This is a genomic window from Desulfitobacterium sp. (genome assembly GCF_034927245.1).
Taxonomy (GTDB): Bacteria; Bacillota; Desulfitobacteriia; order Desulfitobacteriales; family Desulfitobacteriaceae; genus Desulfitobacterium_A.
Genome location: NZ_JAYFQK010000055.1, coordinates 1 through 12,731 on the forward strand (window position 1 = coordinate 1; position 12,731 = coordinate 12,731).

Genomic DNA, 12,731 nt, shown 5'->3' on the forward strand with positions numbered 1-12,731 from the left:
AAGCACAAATCCCATTTTTGCAACTTATTTCCACTATATTTTGGAAATGGGTAGGTTTTTTATTGCCTTTTTTAGGTTAACTAGCATCCTGAAAAGATTGACCGAAATTTTTAAGGTCTTGACATATTACCGAAGGACTCTCTGGAACTGGATATCCGATAAGCTCAGTGTCTTAATCTTTTATATTATCCCATTTTTCCGATTATTCTGATTTCTATGGTGCTGAAGAGCTTATTTTTACAAGCATTTTCAATCATTTTCGATCGTAATTAAATCACGAGTAATTGACAAGGTAAATAAGTAAGGATAATCATGAATTATGAGTGACTGCTCAGTCACATCTGAGGTAAAAAAGGCAATTAGTCTACTTTTGTTAGGTCTCTGGGTAAATCAAAGGCCCGGGCAAACAAATCCAGCATAGGGTCAACTTCATTCAGCAGATTTCGCTCTGTTCGAGCCATAAGCCAATCCGTTGTCGCTTCATCAATCGTGCCAAAAATCATCTGACGAGCAAGCTTAACATTGACCGGAGCAACCTCCCGGCGCTTTATTCCCTCTTGAACCACCCCCTCAATCAATCGAAAATAATCACGCAAAGGCCCGGAAATAGCCGCACGCAAACTGGGATTAGGCTGTCTCAGCTCAAACTGGGTTACCACCGCTAATGAGCGATCATTCGCCATGTATGAGAAATGAGTCTGGATGATTGCTCTGAGACGTGTTCTTGTCGTTTGACACGACTCCAGTTCGGCACGAATACGGGTTATAAAATTTCCCATGCGTACTTCGAAAAGCCGGATCAATATTTCCTCTTTATTTTTAAAATAAAGATAGATTGTGCCATCTGCGACCCCGGCTAAGCGAGCGATTTTCGAAACTTGGCATTGATGATATCCGGACTCGGCGAAGGCCTCAGTCGCCGCATCCAGGATCCTTTGGAATTTGTCTTCGCGTGCTGCTGTCATGTTTAAGCCATCCTCTTCTTCGCAAATGAATGATCATTCATTATTGTGTTTTTATCTTACCATCTCTCAATACAAAAATAAACATATTTCTGTTAATTTTACATATTTTTCTTTTCACAATCTTCATTATAATCTCCATTATATGGTATACTTTCTATACTGAATGAGTATTCACTTCTAAGGTCATTTATTCTTAGAGAGGAGCACCGAATTTGATGAATTACAGAGATTTTACCCTCGAATTTAGAGATCAGGTTGCCCTAGTCACTCTTAACCGTCCGGTAAAGGGAAACCCCTGGACCAAAGAAACGTATCTTGAGATGGAGGAACTTCAAACTGAACTCCAGAAAAACGATGAAATTCGAGCGATTGTCTTTACCGGTGCCGGTTCAAAGTTTTTCTGTGCGGGCGCGGATTTAAGCCTTCTTTCCGGGCTTGACTCCCATTTTATTTCCTTAGAGCTCTCTCGTTTCCAAGCCATCAATACCCGCTGGGAACGCCATCTCAAACCTGTCATCATGGCTATCAATGGAATTACAGTCGGAAGCGGTTTAGAACTGGCCTTGAGCGGAGATATCCGCATTGCTTCGAGTGAGGCTACCTTTTCTATAAATGAGGTTCGTCTGGGTCTCAATCCGGATATGGGAGGAACTCAGCGTTTAACGCGAGTTGTCGGTCCAAGCCAAGCCAAACGTCTCATTTTGACAGCGGAAACCATTGATGCACAGGAGGCGGCCCGCATCGGCTTGGTCGATCGTGTTGTCCCGGCGGACGAGCTTCTGCCGGAAGCGGTCAAGATGGCTGAAAGAATTGCGAGTATGCCACCGCTCGCCGTCCGCTTTGCCAAAAAGGCTATTAACCTTGCTGTGGATACCCCGCTTGATATTGGGTTGATGTACGAAGAAGTTGCTTCTACCTTTTGCATGGGAACAGCTGATAAAGCGGAAGCTGTTCAGTCTATCCTGGAAAAGCGGGAGCCTAAGTTCTCCGGGAAATAGGGAATAGTTTAAGAAATAGTTTATAATAAATGAAAGCCGGTTTCTCCTTAGCCTAAGGAAAACCGGCTTTTATTTTTGCTCACGCCTGTTATTTTTACCACACGCCCGTTATTTTTACCACACGCCTAGCCTTTACGGCCCGCCATAAAGCGGCTGATCAAGCCCTTAATTCCTCCGCTTTTCTGGGGGGCTTCCGGCTGAAAAACCTGGGGTTGACCCTGATAAGGCGGTTGGTAGGGTTGTGATGAAAACTGGGCCGGATAGGGCTGATAAGTCTGTGGAGGCAATCCCTGCGTGAGGGGACCCTGTGGAGGATAACCTTGCCAGGGAATCCCTCGCTGTGGAACACCCTGTTGTGGGTAGCCCTGCTGCGGATAGCCTTGCTGAAAAAATCCCCTGCCCCCGATCCCCGGCTTCGGATAACCACCGCCGAAAACGGCACCGGGCCCCCCGGTCCCCATACCATTCATCAAGAAATTAGACGGCGGCATCGGGTTACCCATATTCAACCCATTGGACTGACCCAAGAAATTCATACCCCGGGGATTAGGAGGAAGGTTACCCTGTATGAAACTTCCAAATGGCATAATTTCTCCTCCTCTTTTATGGAATTATATGGTATAAATTAGGATATTCTTCCTTTCGGACTTTGGCTACACTTAACCCTATAAAAGAAACTTTTGAAAAAAAGACTTCCAATTTGTGCATATTGGACAAATAAATTATCAAAAGATTATAAAATGCTCCATTGGCATGGTGGCCTAACCAATATATAATAGTCTTAGTTATATCATTCGAAGGGGCGTATCTATTGGCATGGAACAACTGAAAATATGTATTGAAAAATTACGACTGTCTTTATATGAAGTGGCGCAGGAAAAAGCGCTTACTGACCCCGAAGTTGTTCAATTAAGCCAGCTCCTGGATACATTTCTTAATGAATATCAACAAAAAAGTACCAATACACAATATAAAAAACGTTTTCATTGACTTCTCCCCACGACTAAAGCCGGGGGATTCCTGGTTCATACGGCTGACTTTTGCCGTATAGTCCCCAGGCTTAAACCGTATGTCCTACGGCAGAAAAGTAAACATATGTTTAAAACTAAAACAGTCCGTTGGCCTTTTTTGAGCCAACGGACTGTTTTGTCATGCATAGATCACGAGAAGTGATACTGCATATCTGATTATTCGCCCAAGAAAATCTTCATGTCATTTTCAACATCGGTGATTCCCGCAATGCCAAAGTTATTGACAAGAACATTAACCACATTTGGAGATAGGAAGCCGGGTAAGGTCGGTCCAAGGTGAATGTTTTTCACTCCGAGGTAGAGAAGGGCTAAGAGTACGATAACCGCCTTTTGCTCATACCAGGCAATGTTATAGGAGATCGGAAGTTTATTAACATCGTCCAAACCAAAGATTTCTTTCAGTTTAAGAGCCGTAACGGCTAAAGAGTAGGAGTCGTTGCATTGACCTGCATCAAGGACTCTGGGAATTCCCCCGATTTCTCCGAGATCAAGTTTGTTGTATTTATATTTCGCGCAGCCTGCTGTCAAAATGACGGTATCTTTCGGAAGTGCTTTAGCAAAATCAGCATAATACTCACGGCTCTTCATCCGTCCGTCACAGCCTGCCATAACAAAGAAATGTTTAATGGCTCCGCTCTTAACAGCATCAACGACTTTATCGGCAACCGCGAAAATTTGGTCATGGGCAAAGCCGCCTACGATTTCACCTGTTTCGATTTCAGTCGGAGCGGGACATTTTTTAGCAAGCTCAATGATCGCTGAGAAATCTTTGGCTTGACCCGCAACACGATCCGGGATGTGTTTAACCCCTTCATAACCGACAACACTTGTCGTAAAGAGGCGATCTTTGTAGCTGTCCTTCGGCGGAACTAAGCAGTTCGTCGTCAAAAGAATCGGGCCATTGAAAGAATCAAATTCTTTGTCTTGCTTCCACCAAGCATTGCCATAGTTTCCGGCAAAGTGTGCATATTTCTTAAAAGCCGGATAGTAGTGAGCCGGAAGCATTTCGCCATGTGTATAAACATCGACGCCAGTTCCTTCGGTTTGGATCAATAGTTCCTCAAGGTCTTTGAGATCATGACCACTGATGAGTATTCCCGGGTTATTGCGAACACCAATGTTAACCTTGGTGACTTCAGGGCTGCCATAGGTTGTGGTATTGGCTTTATCCAAAAGGGCCATCACGTCAACGCCATATTTTCCGGCTTCAAGCACCAGCCCGACAAGCTCGTCTACAGTCAAGCTGTCATCCGTTACCGCTGCAAGCCCTTTAACCATAAATCCGAAAATACTTGGATCATTATAGCCTAAAGTGAAAGCATGCTCAGCATATGCCGCTATTCCTTTAAGTCCGTATGTCAACAGTTCGCGCAAGGAACGGATGTCTTCATTTTCCGTTGCCAATACACCGACATGTGCAGCCTTTTCTTCAAAGGCTTCAATCGTATCAGCTGTCCAGGTTGCGGAATCATGCAGTTTAGCAGGAATTACGCCGCCGGCCTTGACGACTTCTTGTTTCATTTCTTCGCGAAGTTTCAAACCTTCACGAACCAATTCTACAAAACGGGCTTTATCAAAGTTAGCATTGGTGATTGTTGCAAAAAGCCCTTCCATTATAAATTTATCGATATCTTGACGTATAACCCCAAGGTCACGAGCTTGAACCGCGTAAATTGAAATCCCCTTTAGAACATAAATTAATAAGTCTTGTAACTTAGCGACATTTTCGGTCTTTCCGCAGACCCCTCTTACGGTGCAACCCGTTCCCTTCGCTGTTTCTTGACATTGAAAACAGAACATGCTCATTTTAAAACCCTCCAATATTTTATAATTTTAAAATCTCGATCGGTGCATCTCCATCTGACAAGATTTATTATAATGTGATTCATAGTTGCATTCCGTGATTAGAGCGGCATTTAAGTGTGATAATAAGCACACTCAACTAAAGTAAAGAAAACCGTTGGTTGCACTTTGAGTTTATCTGCCCAAAACTTATACTTTCGGTTAGTAAAAAGGACTGTTGCAATGCAACAGCCCCCACAGCTATGTGTACCATATGTGTGCCAAAGGTATAACGAACGAAAAGCTGCTTAAATTCTAGCTATTCTGTTCAGACATCCTCATAAATAACTTTTCAGGAGTAATCGGCAGATCAGTAACTCTTACGCCTACTGCATTATAGACCGCTTCCGTAATCGCCGGTGCCGGCGTATTGGCGACCACTTCCCCCACTGATTTTGCCCCAAAGGGACCGGTGGGTTCATAGCTTTCTTCAAAGGCCACTCGAATCGTACCTACATCCTTGCGCGTCGGGATTTTATACTGCATGAATGAGTCACTGAGCATTCTCCCCTGCTTATCATATTTTACATCTTCATAAAGGGCCATCCCGATGCCTTGAGCAACGCCGCCTTCCACCTGAATGCGTGCGAGATTCGGATTGATCACTGTTCCGCAGTCTGCGACAGCGACAAATTGAATCAGATCAACCTTGCCTGTTTCCTGATCGACTTCTACTTCGGCGAAACCGGCAACATAAGGCGGCGGAGAAATTTCGCTGCCAAAGGTCGCTTGCCCGACCAATTGATTTTTGCCTGAGCCCAAAACAGACCGTTCCGCTAATTCAACTAAACTCACGGCTTTGGGCTTGGGATTTGCATCCCCGTTTAAGCGATCCTCCCCGGCATTCGGAACCCAGTGTACCGCTTCCTTCGTCAGCTCCACTTCCCCGACCGGAACTTCCAAATAATGAGCAGCCTCTTCCAGAATCTTGACTTTCAGATTCTCGGCCGCTTTGACAACGGCTGATCCGCTGACATAAGTGCCGCTCGAAGCATATGAGCCCGGATCATAGGGTGAATAATCGGTATCAAGGGAACGCACGATAATATGATCCATTTCTGTTTCCAGAACCTCTGCCGCCATCTGAGCAAGAATCGTGTCGGCACCCATCCCATTATCTGTCGCGCCATGCATCAGCACATAGTCACCCATATCATTTAAGCGAATCTCGGCCGAAGCCGTATCAATGTAAGCGATTCCCGAGCCTTGCATCGTGACCGCCATGCCCAGACCGCGGACCTTATGCGGGCCAACCCGGCGGCGAAGACCTTTTTCCTCCCAGCCGATCATTTCTTTGCCTTTGCGGATGCAGCGGTCAAGAGCCGTACTTCCTAAGCGAGTCCCATCTTCCCAGTGAAGGGCTGTCTCCCCTTCCCGGATAATATTTTTAAGGCGCAGCTCGGTCGGGTCCATACCCAATTCGTGGGCCAGCTTGTTGATTGTCGATTCAAGCGCAAACGTCCCTTGGGTCGCCCCGTAACCACGGAAGGCACCTGCCGGCATCTTATTCGTATAAACAGCGTGACCGACAAACCGGATCGCCCGCATCTTGCTGTAGAGCGGCAGCGTATAATGGCCGACACAGCCTAAAACGGTGGACGCATGTTCGCCATAAGCCCCGGTATCAGATAAAACATCAAGATCGATAACCCGGATAAAGCCTTCCTGATCCGCTCCGATACGCACCTTTAAGCGCATCGCGTGCCGGCTTGTCGTACAAGTAAAGGTTTCCTGGCGATCATAGATGATCTTCGCCGGCTTACCGGTTTTATAGGTTACAAAAGCAGCAAAGAGGTCGCCTGAGACCGTTTGTTTGCCGCCGAAACCTCCCCCGATTCTCGGTTTAATCACGCGGACTTTGCTCATCGGCAGTTCCAGCGCACGCGCTACATGGCGACGGAGATGGAAAGGAACCTGGGTCGAGCTGACCACTACGATCTGTCCAAACGGGTCCATATACGTATACGCCCGATAGGTTTCCATCATGGCATGGGCTTGCGCCTGCGGATAATATACACCTTCGGTTACGACATCACACTTGCTCAATTCCTTGTCGATGTCGCCGACAACCTGAATATCGGTCGCCACGATATTTTTCGACTTCTCCATACCGATCTCAAAGTTTAAATGAACATTATCTTCCGGATGAACCACGGTTGGATTGTCTGCCGCCTGCTCAAAATCAAGGACCGGATCAAGCACTTCATACGCGACTTTGATCAGCTTCAGAGCTTTGAGGGCTGTTTTTTCATCGGTTGCGGCAACAATCGCAACTTCATCCCCGACATAGCGGACCAGCTCATCCAAAATCAGGCGATCATACGGAGATACTTCCGGATTGGATTGACCGGCTAAAGTAAAGCGTGTTTGGGGTACATCTTTATAGGTAAAAAAAGCCTCAACGCCATCGAGCTTTTCCGCACGGGATGTATCGATCGATTTAATCCGCGCGAAGGCATGCGGACTGCGCAGCAGCTTGACAACCAGGGCATTGGGATTAGCAATATCATCGGTATAGGCCGGTTTTCCCGTTGCTAACGCCATACCGTCTATTTTTGGCTTTTTTTGACCGATTACTTTTTTGCTCATTGTGCCGAATTCACCCCCAGATAGGTCTTGACCGCCCGCAGTTGTCCCATATAGCCTGTACAGCGGCAAAGGTTCCCTGTCAGGTAATGGATGATTTCTTCATCTGTAGGATTCTTAAGTTCCTTCTTCATGGCCAGGACATTCATGACAAAACCGGGGCTGCAGAAACCGCACTGTTCTGCTCCTTCAGAGGTCAGGATTTTAGCAAACTCTTCTGCTTCCATTTGCACGCCTTCCAAGGTTGTAATTGTTTTCCCGTTTGCCCGCGCCGAAAGCATAGTGCAGGAAAGCGTGGGCTGGCCATCGACCCAAACCGTACACAAGCCGCAGCAGCTTGTATTGCACGCTTTTTTGACGCTTAAAAAGCCATGCGCCCGCAGAGTATCTGCTAATAGATCATCGGGAGCAACGTCCCAGGCTGCTTTTTTGCCGTTTATCGTAAATTCGATCTTCATTTCAGGACCTCCATAAGGGCTCTTTTAACCAATACCGGACAAACGGCTTGTCGATATTCAGCACTTCCCCGCATATTTGTACCAAAGGCCAATTCCTCAGCCGCAATTTTGGCAATATCCTCTAACTGTTTTAAAGCATTTTCATCATTATTCCGCAGAGCTCCGTTTTCGCCGGCAAGTTCAGAGAGTTTCTGTGAGGCTCTTTCGGCAAGCTTTGCCCGCTGGGGTCTTGCGCCGACGACGATCCGCCATTGACCCTGAAGCTCAGAAACGGCGACATTCAGAATGGCATAATCACTCACCGAGTTTCTTAAACTTTGATAGGATGCTTTCCGCTCATTCTTTTGCAGCCTAACCTTCACTAAAATATCTTTTTCATAAGGTTTATCTAAAAACGCCTGCAAACTCATTCTGCCCCCGTGGAATAATTCCACTTCCGCATTAAGCGCCAGCAAAGCTGTAATCAGATCTGAAAAGCCATATCTGGAAAAGACAGAAGCCCCGACCGTTACGCTGTTTCTAAACTGCACTCCAATAATGTCCCGAACGGCTTGAGGAAGGATACCTTGATAAAACTCTTGAAATGCCGGATACGTTTCAATTTCCCGCAAGGTCGTCATCGCTCCGATTTCAAAGCGATCCGCCTCCTCGCGAATTCCTTTAAGGCCTAACTTAGGACTTGATAAATCAATCGCTGTCCCAATCCGCTTCGAGCCCATCTTTAAGAATGCACAACCGCCCAGCACCGTGTTCGGGTTGCGGCTGATCAGCGTCGAATAGGCTTCTTCAAGGGTTTCCGGTTGCACTAATTCACGTATTGTGAACACCAAAATCTCTCCTTTGATGGATTTCAATTCATTTTGTTAATGCGGCTAAACGCCGATAATCTTCAGGTGTATCGATATCCTCCATAAATGTTTCGGGGACAGGATACGTCAACCATCGCTCAGGGTATTGCTTCAGGACTGCTCTTCCCCCTTGCTCCCCTTGCAATGAGCGCAAATCCTCTATATAACGGCGGTGGAAAAAGACGGGGGAGCCGGTTTTCCCCTTACCTTTGACCCCTGCGCAGCCTTCTGTACTTGGAATAAGAAAATCCGGCCGCTTCTCTAAAAAACAGCGGATCAAATCGGCCAATAATCGAGGTTCTAGGCCTACTTGATCGGCAGGAACGAAACATATCCCTGCACTTTCTTGGGGAAGATCTGTAAGTCCCAGACGTATTGTATCAGAAAGCGGCCGTATCGTGGGCTGATTGATCCATACTTGCTTAAATACGCCTTCCCCAAACTCATTTAAACCCTTCATATAAACCTGGCTTGTCTTGCGAGCCACCACCCAAATTTCGGCAGGGACTTCAAAAAATGGGGGGTCCAACAGTTCAAGAGACTCACGAATCGTATTTAAGACATAAGCCAAAACCGTTGTGTTCTTCCAGGGCAAGCTCAGTTTATCCTGCCCCATCCGGGTGGCCTGACCTGAAGCCATCACCACAAATCGAACCATTGCAGTCTTCCCTCCTTTGCATCACCTGATGCTATCCTTAAATGATGAGGGCGTTGAAAGGAGTCTTTGGTAATGCTCCGCAAAGCTGTATGCTGCAGCTGATGGAGCGCAGAATCCAAAATGTCTTGTGATGAATCGCTGGCCAAGTCCTTCCATACATTAAAAAGAACAACCCAGGATATCTCCCGATACTCCCTCCTGAAAACTGGGGAACTCAGAATGTATTCCCAGGCTAATTCCGAACCCCAAATCTGTCCGGCCAATTGAGGACAAAGCTCAGGGCGATGAATTTCGTCCTCTTGAAGCGTCTTGCCCCATAAATGTCCGTCGATCACAAGCACCGCAGATTCTGTGGCACCGGGTATTTGAGGTTCATGAGACGCCCAGCATTTCAGTCGGTGCTCCCGGGCACCGTCACCTTCAATAACCCAGAAGAACCTGCGGCCTTCCTCCTGTATCACCCGCTCAAGCATTTCTACAGGGATTCCCCGCCATTTACCGCTCTCTTCCTCGATATCCGCATACCAAAAACAGGGGAAACCTTTTTCTAAAAACGGGAATTCCCCCGCATTTTTACAAAGCGAGGGAAAAGCTGACGGATATACTTTTGTTGTCGTTGTGGCTATTACGGGTTCCCCTATTTGGGCAATTTCTTGCGCCAAACTGTTCAGGCACGTCGTTTTGCCACCCGCTCCAATGAACGTTGTCACTCGGGCTCTCCGTACCATTTCCCAAAGGTTTCCGGAGGCAGATGCTTCGTTAGGAATACCTAACTTGTCCAATGCCTTAAACCTCCGTTTAATTCTAATTTAAGCTTAACCCATTCTAGTATGCCAAAAAACTTCATTATTGACCAGTCTCCGACAACAATCTTTTTAATTATTGCGTGACTTTTTCTCCTGATCCGTTAAAGAAAACATTCAAAACAATGGCAACTACCGATCCCAGGGTAATCCCGCTATGAACGATGGTTTGGCTCCAGTCAGGGAACAATTTGAAAAAGTCCGGAGCCACTAACGGAATAAGACCAATACCGATGCTAATCGCAACGATGAACAGGTTATGAGGATTCTTTTCAAAATCGACTTTCGATAAGGTCTTGATCCCATTGGCTGCCACAATTCCAAACATCGCAATTCCTGCACCTCCGAGAACAGCGTTTGGAAGAGAGGCAATAATCGTTGCTAATTTAGGGAAAAGTCCCATCGTGACTAAAATAATTCCCGAAGTCGCAACAACGAAACGGCTTTTAACTCCGGTCAGAGCGACAAGTCCGACGTTTTGGGCAAAGGCCGTATAGGGAAACGCATTGAAAACACCGCCCAGCATTGTTGCTAAACCGTCGGCCCGAAGTCCTCGTGTTAAATCTTCTTCGCCGATCTTTTTGTCGACCATTTCGCCAATCGCTAAGAAATCACCGGTTGATTCAACCATAACAACAAGCATCACCAAAATCATCGAAATGATAGCGCCGGCATCAAATTTGGGCATTCCAAAATAGAAGGGGGTATCAATGCCGAACCAAGCGGCTGTCCCCACTCCCGAAAAATCGACAAGTCCAAGGGGCATAGCAATAATCATCCCCACGACCAAACCCAGCAAAACCGCAATATTGGCAATAAAACCTTTAAAATATTTATTGATCAAAAGGATCGCTAATAAGACAATCCCCGAAACCACCAAAAAGATGGGTGAACCGTAATTGGGGTTGCCTACTCCGCCGGCTGCCCAGTTTACACCGACCTGCAAAAGAGAAACACCGATAATGGTAATAACACTTCCTGTAACTACAGGCGGGAAAAAGCGAACCATTTTCCCGAAAAACGGAGCAATCAAAAATGTGACTAAACCCGCGATGATGACTGAACCAAAAATAACGGTCATCCCACCTGATTTGGCCATCATAACCATAGGGGTTACTGCCGCAAAGGTTACCCCTTGGATCACAGGAAGCCGAATTCCCAACTTCCAAATTCCCAATGTTTGAAGAAGAGTCGCAATACCGCATGTAAATAAGTCCGCATTGATCAGAAAAGCCGTTTGTTCTTTCGTAAGGCCTGCCGCCGCCGCAATAATTAAAGGAACGGCTACAGCCCCGGCATACATTGCCAGAACATGCTGCAACCCGTAGAGAAATAGTTTCCCAGCCGGCAGCACCTTATCCACAGGATGTTTACTCATTCCGATAGACATTTTAAAATTTTCCTCCCCATTCTTTTAGTAAAATGAAATAAAAAAACGGGCAGATTTCTCCTCTTTAATGTGAGAGAAACCTACCCGCCTGGGTTTTTATCCCTTCGGTGTAATTCAGTGTGCTTAACTCTGAATCTGTACCACTTGGATTAACTGTATCTGTCGCCAACCCTAGGTACACTTCCGCTCATAGTCGGGCCATTTACGGCAGCCCGGTAGAAACTTGCAGACCTTATTTCTGCGATTATATGAACTAGATTGAAAAATACGGATAATCTGTAAGAACGTATTTATATTACAATACGGCTTCCAAGGGGTCAACCCTTTTTCGAACATTATTTTATAACAAAAAGTTATTGTTCGTATTTATTGCTTAGCAACTCCGCTTTACTCCGCAACTACGCTTAAAAAAGACTGTGTTCTGGATTGGGATGGATTCTCGAAGATTTCCTGCGGCGTTCCTTCTTCAATAATCTCCCCTTTGTCCATGAAAATAACGCGGTTGGCGACTTCCCGCGCAAAGCCCATTTCATGGGTCACAACAATCATCGTCATATGCTCCTCAGCCAATTGCCGCATGGACCTTAAGACCTCACCGGTTAACTCCGGATCTAAAGCCGATGTCGGCTCATCGAACAGCATAATATCCGGCTTCATGGCTAACGCCCGGGCAATAGCCACGCGCTGCTTCTGACCGCCGGATAAGCGCGAGGGATAAGTGGCCATTTTATCCTCAAGGCCGACTTTTCTTAACAGTTCCTGCGCTACGGGTAAAATCTCCTGAGCTTTAACCCCTTTGACCGTGATAGGCGCTTCCATTACATTTTGCAGGACCGTTAAATGCGGAAAAAGATTGAATTGCTGAAATACCATTCCCATCTTCTGGCATATCAAGCGTGCATCATTTTCATTGACATACTGGACTTTACCCTGATAATCTGTTGAAACCAATTCTTCCCCTTCAATTTCAATCAAACCCTCATCGATCGTCTCCAGGCGGTTTAAGCAGCGCAGAAAAGTACTCTTGCCGGAACCTGAAGGACCGATAATTGCCACAACTTCGCCTTTGGCCACCTCAAGGGAAACGCCTTTAAGGGCTTCAAACTGCTTGAAATGTTTATGAAGATTTATAGCTCGAATCATCATTTCTTT

Annotated in this window: 12 protein-coding genes and 1 riboswitch; of the genes, 2 read left to right on the plus strand and 10 right to left on the minus strand. The window is 46.2% G+C overall.

The window, feature by feature from the left end:
- Positions 1 to 359 precede the first annotated feature (359 nt).
- Positions 360 to 965, minus strand: coding sequence for a TetR/AcrR family transcriptional regulator (locus VB077_RS13575; RefSeq protein WP_323415791.1), 606 nt, complete (start codon positions 963 to 965; stop codon positions 360 to 362).
- A gap of 215 nt (positions 966 to 1,180) precedes the next feature.
- On the opposite strand from VB077_RS13575, the gene VB077_RS13580 reads away from it, so the two are divergent.
- Positions 1,181 to 1,963 (plus strand): enoyl-CoA hydratase/isomerase family protein, encoded by a 783-nt coding sequence (locus VB077_RS13580; protein ID WP_416337065.1) that lies wholly within the window; start codon positions 1,181 to 1,183, stop codon positions 1,961 to 1,963.
- Positions 1,964 to 2,088: 125 nt separating this feature from the next.
- Here VB077_RS13580 and VB077_RS13585 read toward each other — a convergent pair whose 3' ends face one another.
- Positions 2,089 to 2,550 (minus strand): hypothetical protein, encoded by a 462-nt coding sequence (locus tag VB077_RS13585; RefSeq protein WP_323415793.1) that lies wholly within the window; start codon positions 2,548 to 2,550, stop codon positions 2,089 to 2,091.
- A 229-nt stretch (positions 2,551 to 2,779) separates the two neighbouring features.
- On the opposite strand from VB077_RS13585, the gene VB077_RS13590 reads away from it, so the two are divergent.
- Positions 2,780 to 2,953 carry an aspartyl-phosphate phosphatase Spo0E family protein gene (locus tag VB077_RS13590; protein ID WP_323415794.1) on the plus strand — a complete coding sequence of 58 codons (174 nt, stop codon included), beginning with the start codon at positions 2,780 to 2,782 and terminating at the stop codon, positions 2,951 to 2,953.
- 197 nt (positions 2,954 to 3,150) lie between these two features.
- Here VB077_RS13590 and hcp read toward each other — a convergent pair whose 3' ends face one another.
- From hcp to VB077_RS13630, 8 genes are all read right to left on the minus strand, one after another.
- Positions 3,151 to 4,800, minus strand: a complete 1,650-nt coding sequence (gene hcp / locus VB077_RS13595) for a hydroxylamine reductase (RefSeq protein ID WP_323415795.1) — start codon at positions 4,798 to 4,800, stop codon at positions 3,151 to 3,153.
- A gap of 291 nt (positions 4,801 to 5,091) precedes the next feature.
- Positions 5,092 to 7,425 (minus strand): xanthine dehydrogenase family protein molybdopterin-binding subunit, encoded by a 2,334-nt coding sequence (locus VB077_RS13600; protein WP_323415796.1) that lies wholly within the window; start codon positions 7,423 to 7,425, stop codon positions 5,092 to 5,094.
- Complete coding sequence (locus tag VB077_RS13605; RefSeq protein ID WP_323415797.1) at positions 7,422 to 7,880, minus strand: (2Fe-2S)-binding protein; 459 nt, start codon at positions 7,878 to 7,880, stop codon at positions 7,422 to 7,424. The genes VB077_RS13600 and VB077_RS13605 overlap by 4 nt, the downstream gene beginning before the upstream one ends.
- The gene (locus VB077_RS13610; protein WP_323415798.1) at positions 7,877 to 8,707 is read right to left on the minus strand and encodes an FAD binding domain-containing protein; all 831 of its coding nucleotides are present in this window, start codon (positions 8,705 to 8,707) and stop codon (positions 7,877 to 7,879) included. Before VB077_RS13610 ends, VB077_RS13605 begins: the two co-directional genes overlap by 4 nt.
- Before the next feature lie 28 nt (positions 8,708 to 8,735).
- Positions 8,736 to 9,386, minus strand: coding sequence for a nucleotidyltransferase family protein (locus tag VB077_RS13615; RefSeq protein ID WP_323415799.1), 651 nt, complete (start codon positions 9,384 to 9,386; stop codon positions 8,736 to 8,738).
- The gene (yqeC, locus tag VB077_RS13620) at positions 9,368 to 10,168 is read right to left on the minus strand and encodes a selenium cofactor biosynthesis protein YqeC (protein WP_323415800.1); all 801 of its coding nucleotides are present in this window, start codon (positions 10,166 to 10,168) and stop codon (positions 9,368 to 9,370) included. The genes VB077_RS13615 and yqeC overlap by 19 nt, the downstream gene beginning before the upstream one ends.
- A gap of 97 nt (positions 10,169 to 10,265) precedes the next feature.
- Complete coding sequence (locus VB077_RS13625) at positions 10,266 to 11,579, minus strand: nucleobase:cation symporter-2 family protein (protein WP_323415801.1); 1,314 nt, start codon at positions 11,577 to 11,579, stop codon at positions 10,266 to 10,268.
- Positions 11,580 to 11,749: 170 nt separating this feature from the next.
- Positions 11,750 to 11,851, minus strand: a riboswitch (purine riboswitch).
- A 115-nt stretch (positions 11,852 to 11,966) separates the two neighbouring features.
- Positions 11,967 to 12,722, minus strand: a complete 756-nt coding sequence (locus VB077_RS13630; protein WP_416337067.1) for an amino acid ABC transporter ATP-binding protein — start codon at positions 12,720 to 12,722, stop codon at positions 11,967 to 11,969.
- Between the last annotated feature and the right edge of the window lie 9 nt (positions 12,723 to 12,731).